Source organism: Arthrobacter sp. TJ-236 (assembly GCF_058269235.1).
This window is the reverse complement of record NZ_JBZCNI010000001.1, coordinates 1,260,554-1,287,513: the sequence shown is the minus strand read 5'-3', so window position 1 is coordinate 1,287,513 and position 26,960 is coordinate 1,260,554. Positions and strand designations below refer to the sequence as shown.

The following is a 26,960-nucleotide window of genomic DNA, read 5'->3' as shown; positions in this document are numbered from 1 at the left end:
ATGACGTGGCGATGGGGAGACCTTCCCATCACGCAGCCGCGTCACCGTGTTCGGTCAGCCCTGCTTCGTCCAGAGGCTCACTCGGTACCGCGTACCCGTCCGGGACTCGAGCCACCCCGTCTCCGGGCTCAGCGCGGCGAGTGACCATTCCGTGCCGAGCGTCGGCGCCAGCGTGTCGCCGGGTACGGAGGCCTCCACGACGGTGACCAGGGCGGCGTTGGCCCTCGGCATGGCGTCCGTGTAGACGCGACCGCCGCCGATGACCCAGATCTCCTCCGCGCCGGGGGCCGCCTGTGCCGTGTCGAATGCCGCCTCGAGGGACGGGACCACGACGGCGCCCGGCAGCTCGGTCACGGAGGTGGAGATGACGATGTTGGTGCGGTCCGGCAGGGGGCGGAACCGTTCCGGGAAGGAGTCCCACGTACGGCGGCCCATGATGACGGGGTGGCCCGTGGTGGTCGCCTTGAACAGCGCGGTGTCCTCCGGCACGTGCCAGGGGATGCCGCCGTCCTGACCGATCACGCCGTCCTCGGTCTGCGCCCAGATGAGCCCGACCACGGGGTGGGGGCCGACGGCGTCGGCGATGCTCAGCGAGGGGGCGCTCATACCGCCACCGGTGCCTTGATGGTGGGGTGGTGCTGGTAGTCGAGCACGGCGAAGTCCTCCAGGGTGTAGTCGAGGATGCTCGCTGGCTTCCGGGTCAGTTCGATGCGCGGGTACGGGTAGGGGTCGCGGGAGAGTTGCTCGGCGACCTGCTCCACGTGGTTGTCGTACACATGGACGTCACCGCCGGTCCAGATGAACTCGCCGGGCTCGAGACCCGCCTGCTGCGCCACCATGAGGGTCAGCAGGGCGTAGGACGCGATGTTGAACGGGACGCCGAGGAAGGTGTCCGCGGACCGCTGGTACAGCTGGCAGGAGAGCCTGCCCGGGGCGCCGTCCACGCCGGGGGTCACGTAGAACTGGAAGAAGACGTGGCAGGGGGGCAGTGCCATGCTGTGCAGCTCGGAGACGTTCCACGCGGACACGATGTGCCGGCGGGAATCGGGGTTGCTCCTCAGGGCCTCGACCACCTGCGTGATCTGGTCGATGTGCCCGCCGTCGGGCGTGGGCCACGAGCGCCACTGGACGCCGTAGACCGGGCCGAGCTCGCCGTCGTCGTCCGCCCACTCGTTCCAGATGGACACGCCGCGCTCCTGCAGCCAGCGGACATTCGAATCACCGCGGAGGAACCAGAGCAGTTCGAGCGCCACGGACTTGAAGTGCACGCGCTTGGTGGTGATCAGGGGGAAGGACTCGCCGAGGTCGAAGCGCAGCTGCCGGCCGAAGACGCTCCGCGTGCCCGTACCGGTCCTGTCGCTCTTCGCCACACCATTCGCCATGACGTCCCTCAGGAGGTCCTCGTACGGGGTGGGTATCGGCGCGGAGGCGGGGAGGGGGGTGCTCACGCGTGCAAGTCTAGGACGCCGGTAGACTGCGCCGGTACTCGCCGGCCCCCGTGCGGGTCACCTGCCGTTCACCTTCCACCGGAAGACTCCCTCCGTGACCACACCCTCGCCCAGGACCGCCCCGGCGACCCCCGGGGCGTCGGCCCCAGACGTCGATCCGGACCGAGCGCCCGGCGTGTATCCGGCGCAGTTCCCGGCATCCGGGCTCGCGCCGGCCCCTCGCACGCTCCTCGACATCCTCCGCGCGACGGCGGCGGAGCACCCGGACGCCTCCGCCCTCGACGACGGCACGGAAGCGCTGAGCTATGCCGACCTGGTGGGCCGGGCGGAGGACTTCGCTGCCGTGCTTGCCGCGGGTGGCATCGGCCGCGGGGACACGGTCGGGGTCCGCATCCCCTCCGGGACCAACGAGCTGTACATCGCGATCCTCGGCGTGCTGACCGCCGGGGCGGCATACGTGCCCGTGGACGCCGACGATCCCGACGAACGCGCCCGCGTGGTCTTCACGGAATCGCACGCGGCCGCCGTCGTCGAGCGCGGGCTGACGGTCACCGCCGCGGGCCGGGGGAGCGGCAGGACGGGCGGGCCCGGGCACGACGACGACGCCTGGGTCATCTTCACCTCCGGCTCCACCGGCACGCCGAAGGGCGTGGCCGTGACGCACCGCTCCGCCGCGGCCTTCGTGGACGCCGAGGCGCGCCTGTTCCTCGAGCGCGAGCCGATCGGCCCGGCCGACCGCGTGCTCGCCGGACTCTCCGTGGCCTTCGACGCCTCGTGCGAGGAGATGTGGCTCGCGTGGCGCAACGGCGCCTGCCTGGTCCCGGCGCCGCGCGCCCTGGTGCGGACCGGCGTCGACCTCGGACCGTGGCTCATCGCGCGCGGCATCACCGTGGTCTCCACCGTCCCCACGCTCGCCGCGCTGTGGCCCGCCGACTCCCTCGAGAACGTCCGGCTGCTCATCTTCGGCGGCGAGGCGTGCCCGCCCGAACTCGCGCGCCGGCTCGCCGTGCACGACCGCGAGGTGTGGAACACCTACGGGCCCACGGAGGCCACCGTCGTCGCCTGCGCGGCCCGCCTCGGCGGGGACGGCCCCGTGCGGATCGGCCTTCCGCTGGACGGCTGGGACCTCGCCGTCGTGGACGACGCCGGGATCCCGGTGGTCGAGGGCGCCACCGGCGAACTCATCATCGGCGGTGTGGGCCTCGCCCGCTACCTGGACCCGGCGAAGGACGCCGAGAAGTACGCCCCGATGCCCACCCTCGGCTGGCACCGCGCCTACCGCTCCGGTGACCTGGTCACTGCGGAGGTGGCAGGTCTCGTGTTCGCGGGCCGCGCCGACGACCAGGTGAAGCTCGGTGGCCGCCGCATCGAACTCGGCGAGGTGGACGCCGCCCTGCAGGCGCTGCCCGGCATCTCCGGCGCTGCAGCGGCGGTGCAGAGCACGCCCTCGGGCAACCAGTTGCTCGTCGGCTACCTCGTGCCCGCCGGCGGGACTCCGGACCTCGCGGAGCTGAGGTCGCTCCTCGCCGCCTCCCTGCCCGCCGCACTCGTTCCGCTGCTCACCGTCACGGACGCCCTGCCCACGAAGACCAGCGGCAAGGTGGACCGCGCCGCGCTGCCGTGGCCACTTGCCGGGGTCAGCGCCTCCGGTGCGGCCGGTGGTCGCGCCGCGCGGGATCTCGACCCGAGGACCCGCTGGATCGCCGACCAGTGGGCGTCCGTGCTGGGCACGGAGCCCGAGGACGAGGACGCCGACTTCTTCCTGCACGGCGGCGGCTCGCTGGCCGCGGCGCGTCTCGTCTCCCTGATCCGCACGAGGTACCCCGTCATCACGGTCGCGGACATCTACGCGCACCCGCGCCTCGGCGCGCTCGCAGCTTTCGCGGCGGGAACGGGCGACGGCGGCGAGCAGCCGGCGGGTCCCATCAGGACCGTGCGGCCCACCGCGCGGAAATCGCAGGTCTTCCAGACGCTGATGGGCATCCCCCTGCAGTTCCTCGCGGGCATGCGCTGGCTCACCTACGCCCTGATCGCGACCAACGTCTTGGCAGGAATCGGAGTCCTCACCGATGCACCCACCCTGTCCTGGTGGTGGGTGGGCCTGTCCTGGCTCGTGTTCGTCAGTCCCCTCGGGCGCATGGCGCTCGCCGTCGCCGCAGCGCGGTTCCTGCTCGGAGGCGTGGAGCCGGGCGTCTATCCGCGCTCCGGGAAGGTGCACCTGCGGCTGTGGCTCGCCGAGCAGATCTCGGACAGCGTGGGGGCCGTCGGCCTCGCCAGCGCCCCCTGGGTGCCGGTGTACGCCCGCGCGCTCGGTGCCACCATCGGGCCCGACGTCGCACTGCACTCGGTGCCGCCCGTCACCGGTTTCCTCACGCTCGGGGCCGGCGCGTCCGTGGAACCCGAGGTGGATCTCTCGGGCTGGTGGATCGACGGCGACCGCGTGCACATCGGGCAGGTGGTGGTGGGTGCGGGCGCCGTGGTCGGTGCGCGGAGCACCCTCATGCCGGGTGCGCGGGTCGGTGCGGGAGCCGAGGTGGCCCCGGGCTCCGCCGTGCACGGTCCGGTGAAGCAGGGGCAGCTGTTCTCGGGTTCGCCCGCAGTGAGGGCGGGCAGGGCGAAGCAGCACTGGCCCGAGCCGCCGCCCGCGCGCTCCCCTGCCCGGTCACGCCTCGCCTTCCTCGTGTACGCCGCAGCCTCCGGCGTGCTGTCGCTGATCCCGTTCGCGGCGGCGGCCGTGGCAGCTCTGCCCGTCGTCGCGGCCCTGGACGGGGCGGCGTCGCTCTCCTCAGACTGGTCCGCGCTGATCGGCCCCGTGGTCCTCGCGGCGGTGCTCTGGTTCCTCGTCACGGCGGTGCTCGTGCTCGGGACCGTGCGGCTGCTCGGGGTGGGTCTCCGCGAGGGGCACTTCCCCGCGCGCGGCCGTATCGGGTGGCAGATCTGGGCCACCGAGCGGGTCCTCGACATGGCGCGCGATCTCCTCTTCCCGCTCTACGCGAGTCTCTTCACGCCCGTGTGGCTCCGCCTCCTCGGGGCCCGGGTGGGGCGCAACGTCGAAGCGTCCACCGTGCTCCTGATCCCGAAGATGACCACCATCGGCGAGGGGGCGTTCCTCGCCGACGACACCATGGTTGCCTCCTACGAACTCGGCGGCGGGTACCTCCGGATCGCGCCGGCGAAGATCGGCCGGCGCGCGTTCCTCGGCAACTCGGGCATGACGTCGGCGGGCAGGCGGGTGCCGAAGAACTCCCTCGTGGCCGTCCTCTCGGCCACGCCGTTGAAGGCGAAGGCGGGCAGCTCGTGGCTCGGCAGCCCGCCGTCGCGCCTGCGGAGGCTCGCCGTCGCCGGTGACCAGGCCCGCACCTTCCAGCCGCCCCGGCGGCTCAAGGTGGCCCGTGGCTTCTGGGAGCTGTGCCGCGTGGTGCCCGTCATCCTGACGGTGATGATCGCGGCGGCGGCGCTCGTGATCTTCGACGCCCTCGCCGTCGGTCCGGGGTACGCCGTCGCGGCCCTGCTGAGCGGCGTCGTGTTCATGGTGCTCGGAGCGGTGGCCGCGGGTAGCGCCGTCGCGGCGAAATGGCTCCTCGTGGGCCGCATCCGGGCGGGGGAGCACCCCCTGTGGAGTTCCTTCATCTGGCGCAACGAGGTCGTGGACACCTTCATCGAGAGCGTCAGCGCCCCCTGGTTCGCCCGGGCCGCGAGCGGTACACCGGCGCTCGTGTGGTGGCTCCGCGCGCTCGGATCGAGGATCGGCCACGGGGTGTGGTGCGAGAGCTACTGGCTGCCCGAGGCGGACCTCGTGAGCCTCGGCGACGGCGCCACCGTCAATCGCGGATGCGTGGTGCAGACCCATCTCTTCCATGACAGGATCATGAGCATGGACACCGTGGAGCTCGCCCCAGGAGCAACACTCGGTCCGCACAGCGTGATCCTCCCCGCCGCGCAGATCGCCCCGGGCGCCACGGTGGGCCCGGCGTCGCTGGTGATGCGCGGCGAGACCGTCCCCGCGGGGACCTACTGGATGGGCAATCCCGTGACCTCGTGGTCCGGTCCGGGGGACGGTGCGTGAGCGGCACCCTGCCACTGGCTGCACCTGACGCGTACACCCCCCTGAACGGCAGCACATCATACCGCGTACTGCATTACGACCTCGCTCTGGACTACAAGCTCGCGAGCAACCGGCTGGCCGGCAAGGCCGTCCTGACCCTGAGCGCGCACCGCACGCTGTCGCAGCTCGAGCTGGACCTCAGCGGCCTCCGCGCCACGAAGGTCACCTCGGACACCGTGCGGGTCAAGTCCTTCAAGGAGCGCGGCGGCAAGCTCGTCATCACCTTCCGCGACGACGTCCCGGATGACGCGGAGTTCCGCCTGGACATCCGCTACGAGGGCACTCCCGGGCCCATCGCCGGCACCTGGGGCGACGTCGGGTGGGAGGAACTGACCGACGGCGTCCTCGTGGCCGGCCAGCCCACGGGAGCGCCGTCGTGGTTCCCCTGCAACGACCACCCGTCGCAGAAGGCGGCCTACCGCTTCACCGTCACCACCGACGCCGGCTATCGCGCGGTGTGCAACGGCGTCCTGGTGTCGAGGATCGTGAAATCGAGCCGGATCACCTGGGTGTACGAGCAGGCCGAACCCATGGCCACCTACCTCGCCACGCTCCAGGTGGGGCGCTACGACCTCGTGACCCTCAACGATCCCTCACGCCCCGCCGTCGCCCTGCCGACGCACGCCGCGCCGCGGGAGGCCGCGCTCCTCGCCCCGCGCGACCCCGCGACGCCGGTGCCGCAGTACGCCGCCGTCCCGCCGTCGCTCGCGCCGGCCGCGAAGGCAGCCCTCACCCGGCACCACGAGATGATGGCGGCCTTCGAGCACAGCTTCGGCCCCTACCCGTTCCCGCAGTACCTCGTGGTGGTCACCGACGACGAGCTGGAGATCCCGCTCGAGGCGCAGACGCTCTCGATCATCGGGCGCAACCACCTGCACCAGGGCTGGGAGGCGCAGCGACTCATCGCGCACGAGCTCGCGCACCAGTGGTTCGGCAACGCGGTCACGGCGTCGCGGTGGCAGGACATCTGGCTGCACGAGGGTTTCGCCTGCTACGCCGAATGGATCTGGTCCGAGGCCGGCGGTTCGACGACGGCGGCCTCCCTCGCGCGGTCCGCCCACCAGCGCCTCACCCAGGAGCCGCAGGATCTCGTCATCGGCGATCCGGGTGGTTCGGGCATGTTCGACGACCGCGTCTACAAGCGGGGCGCCCTCACCCTCCACGCACTGCGGATGGCGGCGGGGGATGACGCCTTCTTCGCCCTGCTGCGCGCGTGGTCGGCGGAGCACCGCTTCGGCTGCGTGACCACGCCGGATTTCCTGGCGCACGCCGGCCGCTTCCTGCCCGGGGTCGACGTCGGGGCCCTGCTCACGCCGTGGCTCTTCGAAGCGGAGCTCCCACCGCTCTAGCCGGCCCTGATCAGGACCCGGTGCGGTTCCGCGGTCCAGGTTCGGGCCGAGTACACACCGAGGTCGGGTCAGGTCAGGTCAGGTCAGGTCACGTCAGATTCAGGTCTGGACGACGGCGATGGCGGCAACGAGCCCGAGGTCCCGCAGGAGTACGCCGTCGCAGTGGTCGAGATCCACGATCCGGGCGCCCGACGTCGCGTCGACGTCCGCGATGACGTCCACCGTGGCGGGCCCCTCCGGCGCGAAGCCCGTACCCCGGGCCTTCATGAGGGCTTCCTTGCGCACCCAGAGGCGGGCCCGTTCGGGGTGCCGTCCCTCGGGAGGCAGCGTGGCCAGGCGTCGCTTCTCGGCGGGGGTCAGGGCCACGTCGTCGAAGCCGTCGAACACCACGCTCCGAGCGGCCTCGAGGTCGACGCCGAGACTCCCGGCGTGTCCGTCCACGGGAGCGGGCAGACCGTCGATCCGGAGGTCGAGGGCGCCGACCAGCACGGCGGAGGCCGTGCGGGAGAGACTGAGCGCCAGTGGTACCCGGGCGCCGTCGAGCGTGTACCCGGGTCGGCCGTGGTCGGAGGTCGTGCCGGCCCCACCGCACACAGGGCACGAGAAGGCGGTGCGCAGCGCACGCGGATCGGCGTCGAGCAGGTCCGCGGCCAGCAGTCGGAGGAGGTAGCGTCCGGCGACGAAGCCGGTCGCGTCCGCCGATCGCCGGTGCCGGGCGGCGCGTGAGCGTTCCACGTCGTCGAGCAGGGCCGGCATGGCGTCGAGCGGGAGTAGGCCCTCGCTCCGGTCGAGGCGCCGCAGGCGCAGGGCCGGTTCCGTCACGGGCCGGGGCCCGGCGCGGGAGGGCGGATCAGTGCCGGACGCCGAAGAGTTCTGCGCAGACGTCCCCGCGGAGCACGAAGGGCCGCGGGCGGTCCGCATCCGCCGTCCCGTAGATGTAGTAGCCGCGGCCCTCGCCGGGTCCGCCGGCTGCTCGGTCGATCGCGTGGAGCAACTTGGGCGTGAGCGGACCTGCCGGGCCGAGCCGCACGATCTCCTCGATCTCGTGCGGTGCCAGTGCCCGTACGAGATGCTTCACATCGGCCATGTGTCGTGATCCTGTCCTGTGGTCCGCGGGCTGCCCGCTGCATGAACGATCGACAGTATGCGTAGGGAATGAACGCGCGGTGAACGGCAGCACCATCGGTCATGAACTGACGAGCGCTCACCGGCGGCTGCCGGACGTCGTCGGGTCGGGGAGTGGGTCGGAGGGGGAACCGCGGTACGCCCGGCGGATCAGCGCCGCCACTGCATCGGCCGGCACACCGTCGGCCCGGGCCGCTGCGACCACCCGCTCGACGGCGTCCGCCAGTCCCGCGGACACGTGCAGGCGCGCAACGCCGTCGTCCGCGACGCGTGCTGCGTCCGGTGGTTCGTGCACGACCGGTGCGCGCTGTGCGCCCGCGGGGCGTCCGACGACGGCGGACGCGCGCACCGCCGTGCCGCGCCGGCCGTGGCTCTCGATCACGCCGGTCGCCTCGAGCTCCCGGTAGGCCCTCGCGACGGTGCCGGCGGCCACCCCGAGGTCCGCCGCGAGGCTGCGGACCGTCGGCAGGCGGGCGCCGGGCGCGAGGTCTCCGGCGGCGACGAGCGCCGTGACGCCCGCGCGGATCTGCTCGAACGGCGGCACCGGGGACGCGAGATCCACCCGGAGATCGGCACTCACCGCACGGCGTCCGGAGCGGTCGACGGCGTAGGGGCGTGGATCTCCCGCGGCTGCGGGAAAAATGCGAGAACGGTGGCGATGATGAGCAGGAGCACCACGAGGGTGTCCACCTGACCGACGTCGAGGAGTGCGCCGGAGCCGCCCGAACCGGTACCAGGGGCCTCGTCGACGACCACCGCTCGGTTCTGCCACAGGAGGATCGCGGCGAGCGCGAGGACCGCCGAACAGATCATGAGCAGGAGCCGGCGCACCGTGCCCGTCCGCAGTGCGTCGTCCTCCGCCCGAGACGCGCGTCTCAGGGGCGGGCGCCTGGCCGCGATCGTCGCCACGGCGCCGAGCACGGCCACGACGAGCACGAAGGACGCCGTCCAGAGGGGGAGCGCCGGTGCGGAGCCAGGTCGCGCCCCGATGGCGGCGGTCGTGGCGGCGAGAGCGAGGACGAGGACGACGGCGACCCCCGCCAGGACCGTGACGGTGGCAGGGAGGTTGTGCACTCCGGCCCACCCCCGGCGAGGTCCGGCGCCGTGGTTGCGCGTCAGGGCGACCTCCGCCAGGAGCTGTGTCCCACCGAACCCGACGTACCCGGCCACGAGGGTGATGAGGCCCGCACGCGAGCCGAGGTCCTGGAGCACCAGCAAGAAGGGGACGAAACACAGGACGAACACCCCGTAGCCGAGACGCCGTCCGCTCAGCACCACCAGTCCGGCGTGCCAGGCCGATCCGCTCGTCGCCGCCGGCTCGGCGTGCACCGGTTCGTCGACGGTCTCCGCCCGCACCGGCGGACGGAAGGCCAGTATGGCGAGGACGGTGGAGAACCACAGCACGGCGAGGACGGTCCGGAGGTCGTTCCACGGTTCCTCGAAGCTCCCGTTGGACGCGAACTCGAGGGCACCACTCAGGCCTGAGACCGAGACGAGAGTGGCCGTCCGCAGCAGCCGGTTGATGAACACCCGGCGGATGATGCTGTCCTCGACGTGCGTCAGGGTGGGTACGCGCCGCCGCCTGACGATCACCGTCAGGGCGAGCAGGACGCCGAGGACGAACAGGAGGTGCACACCGCCTGCCGCGAGCGCGAAGGACGTGCCGGGCGGCCGTTCCAGGGGAACACGCCCGTCCGCCATCGAGGGCCCGCCCGGCACGACCGCGGGCAACGCGGCCGTCAGGGCGATGGCCACGCCGGTGAGCAAGGCCATGACGGCGGCAAGGATGGTCAGCCCGACGGGGAGGTATCCGCGGAGGTCCCGCACGGTGAGGTCGGCGGTACGCAGGGCGCCGCCCCCGATGGGCCCGGTGAACTGCGCGAGCACGTACACGCCGCAGACCGAGAGCAGGGGGAGGCCGGTGGCGACGAGATCCTCCAGCAGGCAGTGATCCCCGGACCGGGACCCGGCGTCCAGCAGGTCGGTGAACGGCGTCTGGCCGAGGACCCCGCCGGCCACGAGGGCGATCACCGCGGCCCAGAAGGCGTGCCTCCGGGCCTGTCTCATCGGGTCGGCCTCCGGCCGGGGGCTGCCGTGCACGAGCCGCAGCACCCCGTAGATCACCAGTGCCTGAAAGGCCAGGCCGACGAGCGCGCTACCCAGGTAGTCCATGTGTCCCCCATATTCTTTGTACCAAGTGTTTGATACAAAGTGGGTGGGGTCAAGCCCCCCGGGTCAGTCGTCGTACGCGCGGTACTGCTCCACGGACACGATGCGCCGGTGGTTGCTGGTGCTCACCTGGCAGATCACGGCCTCACCGGGGGCCAGGTACGGGTCCTCGGCGGGGAGCTGCTCGCGGAGCGCAGGGTTCATGTGGCGGGCCAGGACGGAGAAGACCAATGGCAGGACCGGCCGGTGGGTGCACACGGCCACGGACTTCCGCTTGTCCATCACGCGCTCCACGGCGGCGCGCGTACGTTGTGGCCTGCGTGCGGCGTCGCGCTCGGTGAGAGCGTCCACCAGCTTCAGCTTCGCGCTGCGTTGGGTGACGTAGGGGGAGATGGTCTGCACGCACCGGACCCACGGACTGCTCACCACGCGCTGCGGTGTCCATGCCTGAAGCAGCCGGTTCACCGCGGTCGCCTGCCGGCGGCCCGTCGCGGCGAGCGGTCGGTCGCCCTCCGCCCTGCTCCACGAGGACCTCGGCTTCGCCTTCGCGTGCCGCACCACGATCAGCGGCCAGGTGGCGAGATCCTTCGCCCGGTGGGCGCTCACGAGCGCGTCGAGCGGTTCGACGTCGGACGGGTTGGTCAGTAGGGTCCGCGCCTCCTCCGGGGTCACCCAGCGCGTGGAGTCCACCTCCTTGCCGTCGGGGGCGGGGACGAGCCGCTCCACCTGCGCCGCCCAGTACTGCACGGTCTTCAGGCCCGCGGCCACCGGGTAGGTGATGGTGGGCAGCGGGATGCCGAGCCGGACGCTCAGGCCCACCTCCTCGAGGGTCTCCCGCACGGCGCACTCGGGCGTCGTCTCACCCGGATCGAGCTTCCCCTTCGGCCAGGACCAGTCGTCGTAGCGGGGACGGTGGATGGCCAGCAGCTCGAGCCGGCCCTTCTCCGTGCGCCAGCACAGGGTCCCTGCGGCGACCACCGCCACGGGATCAGCAGCCGCCACGGTCTCCGTGGCGGTCGTCGTCGGGGTCACCATCAGCGGCGCGACACCGCTCGCTGGCGGGCGCGCGACGCGAGCAGCCACGACTGGATGTCCTCGAGCGGGGTGCCGTCGTCGTCCTTGTGGTGCCGTGACCAGGCACCGGATGCGTCGAGGTGCCAGCTGGAGACGGACGGGTTCATGTAGCGGTCCATCAGCGTCATCAGGTAGGCGATGTCCTCGGGCGCGCTCAGCTGCACGAGTGCCTCGACGCGGCGGTCCAGGTTCCGGTGCATCATGTCGGCCGAACCGATGAACACCGCCGGGTCGCCGCCGTTCGCGAACGCGAACACGCGGGAGTGCTCGAGGAAGCGGCCGAGCACCGAACGCACGGTCACGTTCTCGCTGAGGCCAGGCACACCGGGGCGTACGGAGCAGATACCCCGGACGATCACGTCGACCTTCACGCCTGCCTGCGACGCACGGTAAAGCGAGTCGATGATCGCCTCGTCCACCATCGAGTTCACCTTGATGACCACGCGCGCTGCGAGCCCGGCGTGCTTGTTGGCGATCTCCCGTTCGATGCGGTCGATCAGACCGGACCGCACGGACCGCGGAGCCACGAGCAGGCGCTTGAACGTCGACTTCGGGGCGTATCCCGAGAGCTGATTGAAGAGCCTGGACAGGTCCTGGCCCACCTGCTCGTTGGCGGTCAGCAGGCCGAGGTCCTCGTAGTACCTGGCCGTGCGGGGGTGGTAGTTGCCGGTACCGATGTGGCAGTAGCGGCGCAGGCCGTCGATCTCCTGGCGCACCACGAGGGAGAGCTTGCAGTGCGTCTTCAGCCCCACGATCCCGTACACCACGTGCACACCGGCCTGCTCCAGCTTCCTGGCCCAGGAGATGTTGGCCTGCTCGTCGAAGCGCGCCTTGATCTCCACGAGCGCCAGGACCTGCTTGCCGGCCTCGGCGGCGTCGATCAGGGCATCCACGATGGGGGAGTCGCCGGAGGTGCGGTACAGCGTCTGCTTGATCGCCTGCACCTTCGGGTCCGCGGCCGCCTGCTCGAGGAAGGCCTGCACCGAGGTGGAGAAGGAGTCGTACGGGTGGTGCAGCAGGATGTCCCGGCGGCGCATCGCAGCGAACACGTTGGCGGCCTTCGAGGTCTCGCTCTCGTTGAGGTAGCGGCTCGTGTGGGGGACGTGCTTGGGGTAGTGGAGGTCACCGCGGTCGATCCCGGCGATCACACTGAGCCCGCGGAGGTCCAGGGGAGCGGGGAGGTTGAACACCTCGTCCTCCTCCACACCGAGCTCACGGGAGAGCAGCGCGCGGATGCTGGGGTTGATGTCCGTGGTGACCTCGAGCCGCACCGGCGGGCCGAAGCGGCGGCGCAGCAGCTCCTTCTCGAGGGCCTGCAGGAGGTTCTCGGCGTCGTCCTCCTCCACCTCGAGGTCCTCGTTGCGGGTGACCCGGAAGAGGTGGTGCTCGAGCACCTCCATGCCGGGGAACAGCTGGTCGAGGTGCACCGCGATGACTTCCTCGAGCGGGATGAACCGCGCCACGCGACCTGCCACGTTCCCGGCGCGCGGTCCGTCCACCGACATCAGGCGGGGCAGCTGGTCGGGCACCTTCAAGCGGGCGAACAGTTCCTTCTCGCTGACGGGGTTCCGCACCACCACGGCGAGGTTGAGCGAGAGCCCCGAGATGTAGGGGAAGGGGTGCGCGGGGTCCACGGCGAGCGGCGTGAGGATGGGGAACACCTTCTCCGCGAAGACCTTGTGCAGGTAGTCGCGCGCGGTGTCGTCCAGTTCCTCCCACGTGGTGAGGTGGATCTGCTCCGCGGCGAGCGCGGGCCGGATGTGCTCGGCGAATACTGCCGCGTGGCGCTGCTGAAGGCCGTAGCCGTCCTGCATGATCTTCTCGAGCTGCTCGATGGGGCTGAGGCCCGCGGCGGAGGGCACGGCGAGCCCGGTCGCGATACGCCGCTTCAGCCCGGCGACGCGCACCATGAAGAACTCGTCGAGGTTCGAGGCGAAGATCGAGAGGAAGTTGACCCGCTCCAGCAGGAACAGCTCCGGGTCCTCCGCGAGCTCCAGCACGCGCGCGTTGAAGTCGAGCCAGCTGATCTCGCGGTCGAGGAAGCGGTCGGGGCGGATCTCCCCCTCCGGCAGGAGGCTGGGCGCGAACTCCGGGATGTCGATGCGGTCCTGTGTGGCCCGAGCCGGTGCTGTCTCCGAGGAACCGTACAGGGACGCCCCCCGGGTCCTGGTCTCTGAATCCATTACGTCTCCTGCGGGCGTCGGCGGGTGTGAGCGGGCATCGTGGCGTACAGCCCGCTCGATCACGCCGGAGCAGGGCTTCGAAAATAACCTTACAAGGTGGTCAGGCGGCCGCTGCCGCGTACATGACGTCCACGTCCCAGCGGGTGAAACCGAGCTTCCGGTACAACGCGACGGCGGCGGTGTTGTCCGCGTCGACGTACAGCATGATGGCCTGCAGGCCCTTGCCGTGGAGGTGCTCGATGCCTGCGATCGTCAGGGCCTTGCCCAATCCCGAGCCCTGGGCCTCCGGGGTCACCCCGACCACGTACACCTCGCCCATGGCCGGATGATCGCCGATCCCCGGGTGCACCTTCGTCCAGTGGAAGCCGAGCAGCGCGTCGTCCTCCTCGCGCACGGCCAGCAGGAAGCCCTCGGCGTCGAACCAGTCCTCGTCCAGGCGCGCCTCGAGGTCGGAGCGCGTCATGCCGCCCTGTTCCGCGTGATGGGCGAAGGCCGCCGCATTCGCTGCGAGCCACGCCTCTTCGTCCCGGCCGCGGACGAAGGACCGGATGACGACGCCGGCGGGCAGGACGGCCACGGGCACCGACTCCTCGACGGCAGCGCGCGTCAGCCGCATGCGCCACAGCTCACGCACGGGCTCGAAGCCGAAGCGGGTGGCGAGGTCCGCGGCCGCCGCGTGATTGCCGTGGGACCAACCGCGGAGGTCGTCGATGCCTTCGGCCAGGACCGCCTCGATGAGTGCCGTCCCGGCGCCCTCGCCCCGGCAGTCGGGCCCGACGACGAGCTCCAGCACCGTGCCGTCCTCCGCTCCGCGGGTCAGCACGGCCACGCCCGCCAGATCGGCGTCGCGCTCCGCCCTGCTCCGGGCCGTGAGGACCGTGAGCCGTTCCCCGGCGTCCGGTGCCCGGAGCGTCACGAGGGTCTGCTCGGACAGCGGAGGGTTGCCGTCGGCCTCCGTGGCCGCCGCGGCGAGGCGGAGCACCTCGCCGAGGACGGGCCCGGGCGGCGCACCGACGGTGCGCTCGATGGACCAGGTGGAGGCGGGGGCGTCGGTCATGCGCCCAGCCTAGTCCTGCCATCCCGACGGGCCGGGGCGGCGGTCCGCCCCCCGGTATCCCGGACGGCTTGCCGTGGTTTGCGGTCTCGAGCGGACCTCGGGTAGTGTCGGGAACTGCTCGAGGGGGATGCACCAGTGGGGTGCCCGCGATACGTTCGACCCGTATGTCCTCCACCACAGGCCGCAGTCGCGGCAACGAAGAAGCCCCTTCACCGATCCCGGTGGAGGGGCTTCTTCGTGTGATCGCCGGGGCGTGTGGCCGGGTCAGGCGTCCTGATTGACCGACGTGCGATCCTCCGGGGCCCTGGTCAGGGTGAACCGGTAGCCGACGTTCCGGACGGTCCCGATGAGCTGCTCGTGGTCCGACCCGAGTTTCGCGCGCAGCCGCCGCACATGGACGTCGACGGTGCGCGTTCCTCCGTAGTAGTCGTAGCCCCACACCTCGTGCAGCAGTTGGTCGCGCGTGAACACGCGGCCTGGGTGCTGCGCCAGGTATTTGAGGAGCTCGAACTCCTTGTACGTCAGGTTCAGCGGCTCCCCGTGCACCCTGGCGGTGTAGCTGGCCTCGTCGATCACGACGCCGGACGCGTGGATCTCGGTGCTCGGCTCCTGACTCGCCGCTGCCGAGCGGGCGATCACGAGGCGCAGCCGCGCCTCGACCTCCGCAGGGCCCGCCGAGTCGAGGACGACGTCGTCCGCCAGCCAGTTCGCGGCGACGGCTGCCATGCCGCCCTCGGTCAGGACGAGCAGCAGGGGAGCGCTGAGGCCGGTGGCCTTCAGGAGCTGGGTGAGCGACCGTGCGCCCACGAGATCCTTGCGTGCGTCGACGAGGACGACGTCGCAGGGCTCGGTCTCGAGCAGCGCGGTGGGTTCGGCGGCGAGGATGTGCACCTTGTGGTTCAGGAGCTCGAGCGCCGGGAGAATGTCCACGGACGAGCCCGTGGTGTTGGTCAACATCAGGATGTGCGGCATATGTCCTCCACGGGGTCGGGAACGCGCATCATCGGGCGGAATAGCCCGGCAGCCGCGGACGGCGGACGGTCGGGGGTCTTCGAGTTGTCGACCATTGTAGCCGCTCGCATGTGACGGATGGCACGGTACGGGCGCGGTGAGTGCGTCATGTGGGTGCGGTGACGACGGGATGCGGGTGCGGTGTCGGTCCTATGTCGGTCGGGTGTCGGGCGCCTCGGGCCGGCGGGCACAGCGCCACTTTCCCGCCGCCGCGCAGCGTAGGGCAGTATTGCTGGGGTGAAGAGGACGAGCGTGGCAGCTGCCGCAGGGGCGGCGGCCGTGGCCGCAGGGGCCGTCGTCGGGTCCTCCTACATCTCGCTCGTCGCCGTGGCGGTGACGGTCGGCATCGCCTCCGTGCTCGCCGCGATCGGGTGGCCGCACGTCCTCGGCGTACCGGCCCGGAAGAGCCAGGCGGCCGCCATCGGTCTCAGCGCCCTGCTCGCGGTCGTCCTGACGGCCACCGTCGCGGGGCCGGCCGTCCTCGCGTGGTTCCCCGCGGCGGTAGCCCTCGGCGTCGGCGCGGTCTTCATGATCCAGCTCGTCCGCGGCACGGGTCAGAGCTTTCGCCTCGAATCCACCCTCGGCTCCAGCTCCGGCGTGCTCGCCGTGGCCATGGGGTCCGGCTGGGTGGCCGCGGACAGGCTCGCCGTCAACGCCGCGGACTCCGGGATGATGCTCGTGACCGGCATCAGCATGCTCGTCGCCGTCCTCGCGTGCCTGCTGCCCTTCCCCGACCGCCTCGCCGGTCCCACCGCCGTCGTCCTCGCCGCCCTCGCCGGGCCGCTCGGGGCGCTGCTGTTCACGGACGTCCCCGCCCTCCCCGCCGCCGCGGTGGGGCTCGCGTGCGGCGTGGTGCTCGCCGGGTCCCGGCGGCTGCTGCTGGCCCGCGAGGCACCCCTCGGCGTCCTCGCCGCGCTCTCCGCGGGCATCACGCCCGTGCTCGCGATCGGCGCCTTCGTGTACTTCCTCGACACGCTGCTACTGGCCTGATCCTGCCGCTCCGGCGCGTTCCTCCGCAGGTGGATCGTCGGCGTCGGACCCGCCGTCCCGCGTCCCTGCGCCGTGGGGCCGCGCGTTAGGATGAGAACATGTCCATTCTTGCTCTCGAAATCTTCTTCATCTCGCTGCTGGTCGTCGCCGGTCTCGGCATGGCGGGGTTCGCAGCCCTCGTGATCACGCGCCTGTACAAGGGCCAGAAGTAGCACGTCGACCCGGAGCACCCCATGTCGATCGAACTGCCCACAGACCTGACGCCTGAGCTCGTCCCGCTGTCCTGGCTCCTCGGTACCTGGGAGGGTACCGGGATGCTCGGTGAGGGCACGGCCGAGTCCGAGAGGTTCTTCCAGCGGGTCGTGTTCTCGCAGCACGGCCTGCCGTACCTCCAGTACGAGGCGGAATCCTGGCTCATCGACGAGAACGGTGCCCGCCTCCGCCCGCTGTCCGTCGAGACCGGCTTCTGGGCCCTCGACCGCAAGCTGAACGACGCCGATGTGGGGCCCGGACTGAACCCGGCGGACATCGTGCCGGCCCTGAAGTCCGCCGACGAGGTGGAGCAGTTCAGGAACGAGAGCGGCGGCTTCGACATCACCGCCACGATCGTGCACCCGGGCAGCATCGCCGAGCTCTACTACGGCAGCATCAAGGGGCCGCAGATCCAGCTCAGCACCGACCTCGTGATGCGCGGGCAGCATTCCAAGGAGTACACGGCGGCCACGCGGCTGTTCGGCCTCGTGGAGGGCAACCTGTACTGGCGCTGGGACGTCGCCTCCGATGGCGAGCCCCTCGAGGCGCACGCCTCGGCCATCCTCAAGAGGGCCTGAGGGCACACCCTCGTACCTGGCCCTCGAACAGGGCCAGGAAATACTGCCGTCCGAGAGGCGTTATACCGTCATGATCCCAGCCAGCCCCCTCCTCACCCGCCACGGAGCCGTCGACGGCGGCGGCGCTGACGCCGGCGTCGCCTCCCACTACGGTGACCCCTTCCGCGAGCAGCGGCTCCTCGCCGCGGGTGAGGCCGTGGTGGACCTCTCCCAGCGCGGCGTGGTCACCGTGTCCGGGCCCGATCGCCTGAGCTGGCTCAACACGCTGTCCTCCCAGCTGCTTCTCGGCCTGGAGCCCGGCCAGAGCTCCGAGACGCTCCTGCTCACCGTGCAGGGGCGCATAGAGTTCGCCGCGCACGTCGTGGACGACGGCGCCACCACGTGGCTCGTCACCGAGGGCGCGGAGGCCGCACCCCTCGCGGCCTTCCTGGAGCGCATGCGCTTCATGCTGCGCGTCGAGGTCGAGGACGCCACCTCCGCGTGGGCCGTGCTCGGCGCCACGAGGGCGCTCCCCGAACTCGGGGACGACGTCGTCGTATGGGAGGATCCGTGGCCCGCCGTCGGTATCGGAGGGTTCTCCTACGCTCCCGTCCCGGAGGCCGATCACCCCGGCCGCGAGCGGCCGTGGTTCGAGTACCTCGTGCCCCGTGACCGGCTGGAACAGGTGGTCGACGCCGCCGGGCTGCCGCTCGCCGGTTCCCTTGCCGCCGAGGCGCTGAGGGTCGCCGCGTGGCGGCCGCGTGCCGGCGCGGAGACCGACGAGAAGACCATCCCGCACGAGCTCGACCTCATGCGGACGGCGGTCCACCTCGCGAAGGGCTGCTACAAGGGCCAGGAGACCATCGCCCGCGTCCACAACCTCGGGCACCCGCCGCGCAGGCTGACGTTCCTCCAGCTGGACGGCAGCCAGCACACCCTCCCCGCCGTGGGCAGCGCCGTCGTCAGCGAGGGCCGCACCGTGGGCCGCGTGACCTCCGTGGCGCACCACTACGAGATGGGACCGGTGGCTCTGGCCGTGCTCAAGCGGTCGGTCGACGCGTCCACGGACCTGCTGGTGCAGGACGGCGACGAGGTGTACGCGGCCGGGCAGGAGGTCATCGTGGCGCCGGACGCGGGCCAGGTGGTCGGCAGGGCGAGCGGCTTCCTGAAGGCTCCGCGGTGAGCACCCCCACGGACGACGGCGCCGCCGCAGCCATCGCACTGGCTCATGCCTTGTTCGACGCCGCACGCCAGGGCGATGCCGCCGTGCTGACGCGGTACCTCGACGCCGGCGTGCCCTTCACGTTGACCAACACCGCCGGCGACAGCCTGCTCATGCTCGCGGCCTACAACGGACACCCGGCGCTGGTGCGGGACCTCCTGGCGCGTGGGGCGGACGTCGATCAGGCCAACGACCGCGGCCAGACACCGCTGGCGGGCGCCGTGTTCAAGGGGCACACCGAGGTGGCGCGGCTGCTCGTCGGTGCGGGGGCCGATCCCGACGCGGGAACGCCGTCAGCCCGTGCGGCTGCCTCGATGTTCGAGCGCACGGAGCTCCTGGACCTGTTCGGCTGACGCGTCGCCTGGACTCACCCCGCCCCGGACACGCCTCGGGAGTCCCCGGAAGCCTCCTGATCAGGGCCGTCGATCGCCCCGGACCCTCTTGAGCCGGGCAGGTCTACCCCGTGCCTCAAGGAGGTCAGGCGGGGTCGAGGAGCACCGAGGTCTGCGTGCCACCGAACGCGAAGCCCGCGCGCCGGGCGGTCCGCTGCGACGCCGTGTTGTCCGTCCGTGCCCGCCACTGCGGTACCAGGCCGGCGGCCATCGCCTCCTCGACGGCGACGGCGGTGACGCGCTGGGCGTAGCCCTTCCGCCGCTCGTCGGGCGGGGTGAGCACCGAGATGTGCGCGAGGATGCCGGCCCACACGTCGTAGCCCGCGCCGGCCAGCGGAGTCGGTGCGTCCGGCTGGTGCTCGTGCCCGTCCGGGGCGTCCACGAGCACGAACGGGTGCTCCGCCTCGCCCAGACCGGCCTCGGCGACGTCGTCGGGCGGGCAGAGCCGCTCGAGCGCGCGCACGGTCGTGGCGTCGCTGGAGACGACGGCGGGAGGGCCGTCGAGCACCGGCAGCTCGTCGCAGAAGTAGAGCCGGGCCTCGCCGAGTCCGCGGCCGCCGTGGTCCCTGCTCAGGGTGAGCAGGGTGGAGTGTCTCCGCAGCTCGATGCCCGGCAGGTCGCGCGCGGCGTCCACCGCCCACGAGGGGCCGCGGAGGACCTCACGGCCGAACAGTGTGACGAAGGTGAGGACGTCGGCGGAGTTGTCCACGCCGTAGAGGCGGTCCGCGCGGCCGTCGTCGAAGGCGTCGTCGTCGAGCCCCAGCAGTCGCGCCCAGGCGAGCTCGATGATGGCGATCGTCCCTGCGTCGAGTTCCGTTCCGGGTGGTGTGCCGGGTGCCATGGGGTCCGTCTCGGTTCCGTGGGTCTCGGTGGGAAGGTGTCGGTGGGTGAGTGGTCGGGCGCGGCCGCGTCGGCGGTCAGCCGAAGAGGATCGCAGCTTCGTCGTACCGGTGCTGCGGCACGCGCTTGAGGTTGCCGAGGGCGGCCTCGAAGCCCACGTGCGCTATCTCGGTGCCGTGGAGCGAGACCATGGTGCCCCACAGCTCGTCCTTCACGGAGTCCACGGCAGCCATGCCCAGGCGGGTCGCGAGCACGCGGTCGAAGGACGTCGGGACACCGCCGCGCTGGATGTGCCCCAGGATGGTGGCGCGCGTCTCGACGCCCGTACGGGCCTCGATCTCGGGGGCCAGCTGGTCGGAGATGCCGCCGAGCCGGGGCCGGCCGAAGGTGTCGAGCCCCCGTTCGGAGTGCGCCTGCTCCATGTGGGAGGGCACGAAGCCCTCCGCGACGACCACGAGGGGAGCACGTCCGCGGGCGTTGGCCGTGGACACCCATTCGGCGATCTGCTCGATGCTCGTCTGCTGCTCGGGGATGAGGATGGCGTGGGCACCGGAGGCCATGCCGGCGTGCAGGGCGATCCAGCCCACGTGCCGTCCCATGACCTCGGCGATCATGCAGCGGCTGTGCGATTCGCCGGTGGTGCGCAGACGGTCGATCGCCTCGGTGGCGATCTGCACCGCGGTGTCGAAGCCGAAGGTGTAGTCGGTGGCGTCGAGGTCGTTGTCGACGGTCTTCGGGACACCCACGATCTTGAGGCCCAGATCGGTCAGGCGCTTCGCCGCGGCGAGCGTGCCCTCCCCGCCGATCGCGATCATCGCGTCGATACCGAGGCGCTCGAGGTTCTCCTTGATGGCTTCGGCTCCACCCTTGCCCTCGAAGGGGTTGGTCCGTGATGTACCGAGGATCGTGCCGCCCTGCTTCGAGATGCCGCGCACCGCATGGCGGGGGAGGTCGATGACGTCACCCTCGACGACGCCGCGCCACCCGTCCCGGAACCCGACGAACTCCTGGTCGTGCGTCTTGATGCCCTTGAGCACGGCTCCGCGGATGACGGCGTTCAGGCCGGGGCAGTCGCCACCGCTGGTGAGGATTCCGATTCTCATGGGGCGTGGGTTCCTTTGACGAGGGAGTGGGTGATCCAGCAGGAGCACGGCGTCGGGCCCGCCTATGATTCTAGACACACGACGGCGGGCCGGACCGACCACCCGCGCGGCCGGGGCACCCCTTGCACGGCAGGGTGCGGGGCGGAGTGCGAGGCAGTGCACAGGACCTCCGGCGGGGGTACGAGCACGTAGGCTGGGACCTCCACGCGCGCATGCTCCGGGCTTCACCGGAGGTGCGCCCCACAGGTCCGAGGAGGACACCCGGAGTGCCCCAGGCAGGTTTCGCGCCAGCGGCGCTGCGCATGATCCACATCTCCCGGCCCGTGCTGTGGATCAACACCATCGGCACCGGGGTGGTGGGCCTCTGGCTCACCGGGGCCTTCTGGGACGGGCAGGCCCTGGCCCTGCTGCTCTGGCTCACCCTGCCGTTCAACCTCCTGATCTACGGCGTCAACGACGTCTTCGACCAGGACACCGACGCCCTGAACCCACGCAAGGGCTCGCTCGAAGGGGCACGGATCAGGGCGTCGGAGGTCCGCGCCATCTGGATCGCCGTGGTCCTCACCAACGTGCCGTTCCTCGCGTGGTTCGCGCTCACGCTGCCGGTCCCGGCGCTCGTGTGGATCGCGCTCTACGCGCTCGTCTTCGTGTTCTACTCCGCCCCGCCGCTGCGCTTCAAGGCGCGCCCCTACCTGGACTCCCTGAGCAACGCGGCCTACGCCTTCCCGCTGGTGTTCGTGCCCTACGCGCTCGGCGCCACCCCGGTCTGGCCCGCGGCGCTCGGCCTCATGGCCTGGAGCGCGGCGAAACACACGTACGACGCCGTCCAGGACATCGACGAGGACCGTGGCGTGGGCATCACGACGACGGCGGTGCGGCTCGGTCCGCGCGGCGTCGTCGCCTGGAGCGGCGCCTGGTGGGCCGTGTCCACGGTGTGTTTCGCGCTGGTCAATCTCCCGGTCGCCGTCGTGAACGCGCTGATCGCGGGCTGGCTGCTGTGGGGTCTCTGGCGTGACCCGCGACCCGAGACCGGACACCGCCTCTACCGTTACTCGATCGCCTTCCCCTACGTCGCCGGCACCGTCGCGGGCGTCCAGCTCGTCGTCGCGCTCACGCTCGGGATGTACCGATGAGCCGCGTCGTCGTCGTCGGTGGAGGGATCGGCGGGCTGACCGCGGCCGCGCTGCTGGGCCGGGCAGGCCACAGCGTCACGCTGCTCGAGGCCGCTGACCACGTGGGCGGCAAGAGCCGCCGCATAGAGGTGGACGGCCAGCGGATGGACACCGGCCCGTCGCTCTTCACCTTCCCCTCGGTCTGGGAGGAACTGCTCGCGCGGCTCGACGCCGTGGCCCCCGCCGATTCCGCGCCCGCCAAGGGAGTCGCCGGTCTCGCACTCGAGCGGCTGTCCGACGTCGGCACCTACTACTACCGGGGCGAGGCCTGCACCCTGCCCGTTCCCGAGGGCCACCCCTGGCATGCCGCGTGGACGCGGTTCGCCGCCGAGCACGGCATCCTCGGGGAGGACGTCTCACGCCTGCTGACCACCGGGCCGCTCGAGGGGTCGTCGTACCCCGCGCTCGCGCGCCTCGCCGGCCTGTACGGCAGGCGACTGACCACCCGCAGCTACCTCGACAGCCTCCCGTGGCTCCCCGACGGCCTGCGCGAGGTCATCGCGATCCACACGCTGAACGCGGGCGTCAGCCCCACGCGCACACCCGCGCTCTACGCGAGCATGCCGGCCATCATGGCGCAGGACGGCGTCTGGATCCCCTCAGGGGGCATCTACGAACTCGTCCGGTCCCTCGAGCGCATCGCGCTCGGCTCCGGCGTGGAGATCCGGACGGGGGAGGGCGCCCACCGGATCGGACGACGTCGTGTGGTCACCTCCGTGGGGACCTATCCGGCCGACGCCGTCGTCAGCGGTCTGGATGCCCACCGCCTCGCAGGCCTGCTGGGCGGACGGCCCCCACGGACGCCGCGGAAGCTCACCTGCTCGGCGGTCGGGATCTACGCCGTCCTCGAGCGCCCGCTCCCGGCGGGGACGCCGCGGCACGGCGTGGTGATGCCGGACGGTCCGGCCGCGCTGTACCGCAGCCTGGAAGCGGGCGAGGAGCCCGACCAGACCATGGCCTTTGCCAACTACTACCCGGCGGAGGGTGTCTACCCGAACAGCGCCGCGACGCTCGCCCTCCTGCTGACCGCACCCGCGAACGGGAAGACCTACACGCTGGCGGACCCCTTCGTGCAGCGCGAGCTCGACAGGACCACGCGCGTGCTCGGACTGCCCGAGCCCCTCGAGAGCTACATCGCACGGCACGAGATCCTCGACCCCGGCTACTTCGGCGAGCGCGGGTCGGCCGGCGGAGCGCTGTACGGCGCGGTGCATCCCGCCTGGATGAGCGGGCCGTTCCACGTCCCGCCCTACTCGGATCCGCTGCGGCCGTGGCTGTGGAGGGTCGGTGCGTCGGTCCATCCGGGCGGCGGGCTCCCGGCGGTCCTCGGCGGCGCCATGATGTCCACGCAGAAGCTCCTGGCACGGCTCGGGCCCGTCTGAACCGCTGGTAGCACCAACAGATTTTTTCGAACGGTCACGGGGCTCGACACGCGCGATACCGGAGGTGCTCGCGGACCCGGAACCCTCCTGGATCCCTCGTGACCCCAGCGTCCCTCGCGGGTCGGGGTGGTTCCGGGGTCCGGTGGTTCGACCCGTCAGCGGGCCCGGGCTCCCAGGGCCTCGGAGGGTTCCGACGTCGTCGACAGAGCGCGGGCGAGCTGCAGGCGCCGTCGGACCAGCGCGATGATCAGCGCCGCGGCGAGGACGGCGGGGAACACCAGCCCCGAGAAGATGCAGACGCCCAGCCACAGGAACATCGAGACGAGCAGGCTGTCGAGCAGGCCGGGGCGCAGCGGTCGCGCTGTGAGCCGCCGCCCGCCGATCAGGGTCACGAGGGCTGAGGCGATGAGACCGGAGATCAACCAGCCCACGTAGTTGGAGAGCGGAATGCCGTAATAGGGGCCGCCGCCGGGCCAGATCCAGAAGCCGAGGGCCACCGCTCCCGGATCGAGGACACCGTCGATCACGACCAGCAGCAGCCCGCCGAGCACGATCCTGCGGAGTGCGGTGCCCGATCCGGACACCATCGCCACGGCACCGATCACGAGCGGCACGTAGGAGAGCGGGAGCAGGTAGGGAACGAGGTCGAGGATCCTCGGCCCCATGGCCTCGCCGTAGTAGAACTCGCCGTAGGGTACGCCCGTGGCGACCCCGAAGCCTTCGATCAGGTAGCCGAACACCGACACCGCAGCCAGGGTCGCGACCCCGCGTGCCGCACCGAGCTGGTGCACGATCGCGACGAACGCCGGGAGCGCGATGAGGAGGTTGAAGCCGTAGGAGGCGTACTCCGCCCCCTCGACGTCGGGGAACCGGACCACGAAGTAGCCGGACACGAAGAGGAACGCACAGGCGGCGACGAGCAGGCGGGGGAAGCTGCGGGCAGCGGTGGGCTTCGACACGCCATCCATCTTTGCAGGTCGGGCGGGAGGACGGCGCACCGTCCTCGGGCCCTCCTCACCGCCGCCCGCGGCGCCGGGGCGGGTCAGCGGGTGAGCACCTTCTCGAGCGCGATGGTGCCGTCCGTGGTCGGCAGCAGGAGCCACAGCACCAGGTAGAGCGGTATGCCGACGAAGGGCAGCAGGAAGCTCAGGAGCATCGCGATGCGGACGTAGCTCACGCGCCAGCCGTACTGGCGCGCAATCCCGGCTGCGATCCCGCCCAGGAGTCCGCCGGGTGCGCGCTTGAGGGGGGAGGAGCGGAGGACGCGGTAGAAGGACTGCATGATGTGCCTTTCGGGGAGAGGATCGTACCTGGTGGAGGGGGTGGGGCGGGGTCGTGCGGGTGACGGGCGTGACGGTGGACGACGACGCTACTGCACCGCCATGAGGGTCAGTACGCGGTCGGGTCGCGATCGCCCCGGTAGGTGCTGCGCCAGTCGTCGTCGAGGTCGTCGACGCCGGTCGGGTCCTCGGTCGTGGCGCCACCTTTCCGCAGGGACAGGACGCCCCCGGCCACGAGCGCGAGTCCGACGCCGACCAGCAGCCCGAGGGCCACGATCACGGGATCGATCGAGACGGCGATGAGCGGGCCGAGGAGGAGGAGCCCCGCGCCGATCAGCAGGGTCACCCCCCAGACGACGGTGACGAGCCGGGCCCGGCGCGGTGGGGTGGTGATCGCGGTACTCATGGGGTCTCTCCTGTTGGGCTCGTGCTCGGGCTGGGGGTCGGCGGTGCGAACTCGGAGGACGTGCCGTCGGCTGCCGAGGCAGTCAGGACGGTGACCTCGCTGAGGGCGCCTGTCACGTCGAGGAGGATGCGGGGGCCGGACGCGCCCGGCGTGAGGTCGCGGTCGCCGACCTCCAGGACCCCGGCGTCGCTCCGAAATGCGGGGGCGGCATCCCCGTCCACGGCCGTGCCGCGGGCATCCGCGGAACCGAGTGCCACGCGGGTCCGCACCTCGACGGGGACGTCCTCGGGCACGATCACGGTAACGTCGCTGACGAGGGTGTTGACCGGCACCGTGACGTCCTCGTCGGGTCGCTGCACCTCGGTGAGGTCGATCGTGCTCTCCGCGGCGAGGATGGTGTAGCCCTCGGCGGCGGTCTGCAGGGTGGCCGGCGTCGTCCGGTTGTCCCGGGCGACGACCCACGCGCCGCCGGCCGACGAGAAGGAGGCGACGAGGCCGCCGATCAGGGCCAGGGTGGCCGCGACGCCGACGAGACCGGACGTGCGCCCCCGTGCGCCGAGGACGATCACCCCCAGTGCGAGGACGACGGCGGCCGCGGCACACGCGATGAGAGCAGGGTTCCCGACGCCGAGGGCGCCGAGGTAATCGGCCGCCAGGACCGCCGCGGCGACGATGACGGCGGCGCCGATCAGCAACGCCGTCGCCGAGCCCGAGGGCCGCACAGGACGGACCCGCGTGGCTCGCGCCGACGGCACGCCCCGTGCCGCGGAGTCCGGTCCGCGTGGGTAGAGGGAGGAGTACCCGTAGCCGGAGGACGGCGTGCCGTAGGCCTCCGCCGACCAGGCGGTGCCGGCGGGCCCACCGGGTGACGGGAACGGCGTCGGGAGGGGGCGGGTCAGGGAATCGGGACGGTAGGGCAGGGAGACGGTGTCGTCAGAGGCATCGGGCGGTGCCGCGGCATCGTTCGCCCCCTCGGCACCTGGGCCCGCACCCGGGGAGGCGGGATGGACGGGCGTCGCCGGTGTGGACGTGCCCGACGTCGGACTTGGCGAGGTGGGATCTGCCGGGTCCGGCCCGCCGACGGGTCCGGTGGGAACGGGACCGCCGGGTACCGGTCCGTACGGCCGGGTAGGTCCGGCACCGGTGCCGGGCCCGCTGAACCCGGGTCCACCCGAACCGGGCCCGCTGAACCCGGGTCCACCCGAACCGGGCCCCCCGGAACCGGGGCCGCCGAAACCGGGTCCACCTGAGCCGGACCCGTCGGCGCCGCCCGTACGGCCTGAACGATTGACGATCCAGTAGACGAACAGGACCACGGCGCCGATCCAGAAGAGCGCCCAGAGCAGTCCGCCCGCCCCGCCGTCGCCGAGGAGCGGGACGTTGGGCTGGACGAGTCCGATCACCACGAAGGCTGCTGCACCCGTCAGCCCGGAGGTCCAGGAACCGCGGCCGGCCTGCTCCACGTGGATCCGGCCGTCGGGTTCGGGGAGCAGCGCCCACGCGAGGCCGTACAGCAGCACGCCGATACCGCCGAACACGCAGAGGATCACGATGATCCCCCGGACGAGTGCGAGATCGAGGCCGGTGCGGCGCGCGATCGCCCCGGAGACACCGCCGATCCAGCGGTCGGAGGTCCTGGTGATGTCGAGTCCGCGGATCCAGCGGAAGAACGGGGAGGAGCCGGGAGGCTCCGCCGTCGGTGCGGCCGGTTCGTGCTGCCAGGACGGCCCGCCTGGGGTGGGTGCTGAGGTCATGACTCCATCGTCGCGCCGGGGAAGTCCCCGGACCATGGGGGCCTACCCTGACTCGACCCTGAGAGCGCCCTGATTCCTGACCGGGAACC

At 71.7% G+C, this 26,960-nt stretch carries 24 protein-coding genes; 8 read left to right on the top strand and 16 right to left on the bottom strand.

Translation table 11 applies throughout. From position 1 onward, the window contains the following. Positions 1–54 precede the first annotated feature (54 nt). Positions 55–606 (bottom strand): dihydrofolate reductase, encoded by a 552-nt coding sequence (locus AC4D16_RS05980; RefSeq protein WP_490948297.1) that lies wholly within the window; start codon positions 604–606, stop codon positions 55–57. Then, positions 603–1,382 (bottom strand): thymidylate synthase, encoded by a 780-nt coding sequence (locus tag AC4D16_RS05975; protein WP_490948768.1) that lies wholly within the window; start codon positions 1,380–1,382, stop codon positions 603–605. The genes AC4D16_RS05980 and AC4D16_RS05975 overlap by 4 nt, the downstream gene beginning before the upstream one ends. A 160-nt stretch (positions 1,383–1,542) precedes the next feature. On the opposite strand from AC4D16_RS05975, the gene AC4D16_RS05970 reads away from it, so the two are divergent. Beyond that, complete coding sequence (locus AC4D16_RS05970) at positions 1,543–5,514, top strand: Pls/PosA family non-ribosomal peptide synthetase (protein WP_490954277.1); 3,972 nt, start codon at positions 1,543–1,545, stop codon at positions 5,512–5,514. Further along, complete coding sequence (locus AC4D16_RS05965; protein ID WP_490954276.1) at positions 5,511–6,902, top strand: M1 family metallopeptidase; 1,392 nt, start codon at positions 5,511–5,513, stop codon at positions 6,900–6,902. Before AC4D16_RS05970 ends, AC4D16_RS05965 begins: the two co-directional genes overlap by 4 nt. A 99-nt stretch (positions 6,903–7,001) precedes the next feature. On the opposite strand, the gene AC4D16_RS05960 is transcribed toward AC4D16_RS05965, so the two are convergent. The 8 genes from AC4D16_RS05960 to AC4D16_RS05925 form a co-directional block, all read right to left on the bottom strand. Further along, a complete protein-coding gene (locus AC4D16_RS05960; protein WP_490954275.1) occupies positions 7,002–7,724 on the bottom strand; it encodes a 4'-phosphopantetheinyl transferase family protein in 723 nt (240 codons plus the stop codon). A gap of 28 nt (positions 7,725–7,752) precedes the next feature. Beyond that, positions 7,753–7,989 (bottom strand): hypothetical protein, encoded by a 237-nt coding sequence (locus AC4D16_RS05955; protein ID WP_490948301.1) that lies wholly within the window; start codon positions 7,987–7,989, stop codon positions 7,753–7,755. 117 nt (positions 7,990–8,106) lie between these two features. Continuing rightward, entirely contained in the window at positions 8,107–8,607 is a 501-nt protein-coding gene (locus tag AC4D16_RS05950; RefSeq protein ID WP_490954274.1) for a GntR family transcriptional regulator, read from the bottom strand. Continuing rightward, positions 8,604–10,199 carry a hypothetical protein gene (locus AC4D16_RS05945; protein ID WP_490954273.1) on the bottom strand — a complete coding sequence of 532 codons (1,596 nt, stop codon included), beginning with the start codon at positions 10,197–10,199 and terminating at the stop codon, positions 8,604–8,606. Before AC4D16_RS05945 ends, AC4D16_RS05950 begins: the two co-directional genes overlap by 4 nt. Positions 10,200–10,262: 63 nt before the next feature. Next, positions 10,263–11,231: an NUDIX hydrolase gene (locus AC4D16_RS05940; protein WP_490948769.1), complete on the bottom strand. Its 969-nt coding sequence runs from the start codon at positions 11,229–11,231 to the stop codon at positions 10,263–10,265. Then, on the bottom strand, positions 11,231–13,453 hold the full coding sequence (locus AC4D16_RS05935) for an RNA degradosome polyphosphate kinase (RefSeq protein WP_490948304.1): 2,223 nt from the start codon (positions 13,451–13,453) through the stop codon (positions 11,231–11,233). The genes AC4D16_RS05940 and AC4D16_RS05935 overlap by 1 nt, the downstream gene beginning before the upstream one ends. Positions 13,454–13,553: 100 nt before the next feature. Continuing rightward, positions 13,554–14,510: a mycothiol synthase gene (gene mshD / locus AC4D16_RS05930; RefSeq protein WP_490948305.1), complete on the bottom strand. Its 957-nt coding sequence runs from the start codon at positions 14,508–14,510 to the stop codon at positions 13,554–13,556. Between the two features lie 264 nt (positions 14,511–14,774). After that, positions 14,775–15,482 carry a winged helix-turn-helix transcriptional regulator gene (locus tag AC4D16_RS05925; protein WP_490948306.1) on the bottom strand — a complete coding sequence of 236 codons (708 nt, stop codon included), beginning with the start codon at positions 15,480–15,482 and terminating at the stop codon, positions 14,775–14,777. Positions 15,483–15,773: 291 nt separating this feature from the next. Here AC4D16_RS05925 and AC4D16_RS05920 point away from each other — a divergent pair, with 291 nt between their 5' ends. From AC4D16_RS05920 to AC4D16_RS05905, 4 genes are all read left to right on the top strand, one after another. After that, positions 15,774–16,511, top strand: coding sequence for a hypothetical protein (locus AC4D16_RS05920; RefSeq protein ID WP_490948307.1), 738 nt, complete (start codon positions 15,774–15,776; stop codon positions 16,509–16,511). A gap of 233 nt (positions 16,512–16,744) precedes the next feature. Beyond that, positions 16,745–17,341 carry a heme-binding beta-barrel domain-containing protein gene (locus AC4D16_RS05915; RefSeq protein ID WP_490948308.1) on the top strand — a complete coding sequence of 199 codons (597 nt, stop codon included), beginning with the start codon at positions 16,745–16,747 and terminating at the stop codon, positions 17,339–17,341. A gap of 70 nt (positions 17,342–17,411) precedes the next feature. Further along, entirely contained in the window at positions 17,412–18,503 is a 1,092-nt protein-coding gene (ygfZ, locus tag AC4D16_RS05910) for a CAF17-like 4Fe-4S cluster assembly/insertion protein YgfZ (protein WP_490948309.1), read from the top strand. Next, complete coding sequence (locus tag AC4D16_RS05905) at positions 18,500–18,895, top strand: ankyrin repeat domain-containing protein (RefSeq protein ID WP_490948310.1); 396 nt, start codon at positions 18,500–18,502, stop codon at positions 18,893–18,895. The genes ygfZ and AC4D16_RS05905 overlap by 4 nt, the downstream gene beginning before the upstream one ends. Positions 18,896–19,019: 124 nt before the next feature. Here AC4D16_RS05905 and AC4D16_RS05900 read toward each other — a convergent pair whose 3' ends face one another. Together AC4D16_RS05900 and AC4D16_RS05895 are read right to left on the bottom strand one after the other, a co-directional pair. Further along, positions 19,020–19,775: a GNAT family N-acetyltransferase gene (locus tag AC4D16_RS05900; RefSeq protein WP_490948311.1), complete on the bottom strand. Its 756-nt coding sequence runs from the start codon at positions 19,773–19,775 to the stop codon at positions 19,020–19,022. 76 nt (positions 19,776–19,851) lie between these two features. Continuing rightward, a complete protein-coding gene (locus tag AC4D16_RS05895) occupies positions 19,852–20,877 on the bottom strand; it encodes a 6-phosphofructokinase (protein WP_490948312.1) in 1,026 nt (341 codons plus the stop codon). A gap of 266 nt (positions 20,878–21,143) precedes the next feature. Between AC4D16_RS05895 and AC4D16_RS05890 the strand changes: the two genes are divergently transcribed. Next, positions 21,144–22,010 (top strand): UbiA family prenyltransferase, encoded by an 867-nt coding sequence (locus AC4D16_RS05890; protein WP_490954272.1) that lies wholly within the window; start codon positions 21,144–21,146, stop codon positions 22,008–22,010. Beyond that, a complete protein-coding gene (locus AC4D16_RS05885) occupies positions 22,007–23,431 on the top strand; it encodes a phytoene desaturase family protein (RefSeq protein ID WP_490954271.1) in 1,425 nt (474 codons plus the stop codon). Before AC4D16_RS05890 ends, AC4D16_RS05885 begins: the two co-directional genes overlap by 4 nt. Positions 23,432–23,586: 155 nt before the next feature. Here the strand turns inward: AC4D16_RS05885 and AC4D16_RS05880 are convergent, their stop codons facing one another. The 4 genes from AC4D16_RS05880 to AC4D16_RS05865 all read right to left on the bottom strand — a co-directional run bounded on the left by AC4D16_RS05880 (position 23,587) and on the right by AC4D16_RS05865 (position 26,871). Beyond that, positions 23,587–24,390, bottom strand: a complete 804-nt coding sequence (locus AC4D16_RS05880; protein WP_490954270.1) for a carotenoid biosynthesis protein — start codon at positions 24,388–24,390, stop codon at positions 23,587–23,589. 83 nt (positions 24,391–24,473) lie between these two features. Next, positions 24,474–24,713 carry a PspC domain-containing protein gene (locus AC4D16_RS05875; protein WP_490948316.1) on the bottom strand — a complete coding sequence of 80 codons (240 nt, stop codon included), beginning with the start codon at positions 24,711–24,713 and terminating at the stop codon, positions 24,474–24,476. 107 nt (positions 24,714–24,820) lie between these two features. Next, positions 24,821–25,117 (bottom strand): hypothetical protein, encoded by a 297-nt coding sequence (locus tag AC4D16_RS05870; RefSeq protein WP_490954269.1) that lies wholly within the window; start codon positions 25,115–25,117, stop codon positions 24,821–24,823. Beyond that, entirely contained in the window at positions 25,114–26,871 is a 1,758-nt protein-coding gene (locus tag AC4D16_RS05865) for a PspC domain-containing protein (RefSeq protein WP_490954268.1), read from the bottom strand. The genes AC4D16_RS05870 and AC4D16_RS05865 overlap by 4 nt, the downstream gene beginning before the upstream one ends. Between the last annotated feature and the right edge of the window lie 89 nt (positions 26,872–26,960).

Coding starts and splice junctions, on each gene's coding strand:
- AC4D16_RS05975 (WP_490948768.1), bottom strand. CDS start 1,382: ATGGCGAATGGTGTGGCGAAGAGCGACAGGACCGGTACGGGCACGCGG.
- AC4D16_RS05940 (WP_490948769.1), bottom strand. CDS start 11,231: ATGGTGACCCCGACGACGACCGCCACGGAGACCGTGGCGGCTGCTGAT.
- AC4D16_RS05865 (WP_490954268.1), bottom strand. CDS start 26,871: ATGACCTCAGCACCCACCCCAGGCGGGCCGTCCTGGCAGCACGAACCG.
- mshD (WP_490948305.1), bottom strand. CDS start 14,510: ATGACCGACGCCCCCGCCTCCACCTGGTCCATCGAGCGCACCGTCGGT.
- AC4D16_RS05900 (WP_490948311.1), bottom strand. CDS start 19,775: ATGGCACCCGGCACACCACCCGGAACGGAACTCGACGCAGGGACGATC.
- AC4D16_RS05935 (WP_490948304.1), bottom strand. CDS start 13,453: ATGGATTCAGAGACCAGGACCCGGGGGGCGTCCCTGTACGGTTCCTCG.
- AC4D16_RS05980 (WP_490948297.1), bottom strand. CDS start 606: ATGAGCGCCCCCTCGCTGAGCATCGCCGACGCCGTCGGCCCCCACCCC.
- AC4D16_RS05915 (WP_490948308.1), top strand. CDS start 16,745: ATGTCGATCGAACTGCCCACAGACCTGACGCCTGAGCTCGTCCCGCTG.
- ygfZ (WP_490948309.1), top strand. CDS start 17,412: ATGATCCCAGCCAGCCCCCTCCTCACCCGCCACGGAGCCGTCGACGGC.
- AC4D16_RS05875 (WP_490948316.1), bottom strand. CDS start 24,713: ATGCAGTCCTTCTACCGCGTCCTCCGCTCCTCCCCCCTCAAGCGCGCA.
- AC4D16_RS05885 (WP_490954271.1), top strand. CDS start 22,007: ATGAGCCGCGTCGTCGTCGTCGGTGGAGGGATCGGCGGGCTGACCGCG.
- AC4D16_RS05870 (WP_490954269.1), bottom strand. CDS start 25,117: ATGAGTACCGCGATCACCACCCCACCGCGCCGGGCCCGGCTCGTCACC.
- AC4D16_RS05955 (WP_490948301.1), bottom strand. CDS start 7,989: ATGGCCGATGTGAAGCATCTCGTACGGGCACTGGCACCGCACGAGATC.
- AC4D16_RS05945 (WP_490954273.1), bottom strand. CDS start 10,199: ATGGACTACCTGGGTAGCGCGCTCGTCGGCCTGGCCTTTCAGGCACTG.
- AC4D16_RS05895 (WP_490948312.1), bottom strand. CDS start 20,877: ATGAGAATCGGAATCCTCACCAGCGGTGGCGACTGCCCCGGCCTGAAC.
- AC4D16_RS05925 (WP_490948306.1), bottom strand. CDS start 15,482: ATGCCGCACATCCTGATGTTGACCAACACCACGGGCTCGTCCGTGGAC.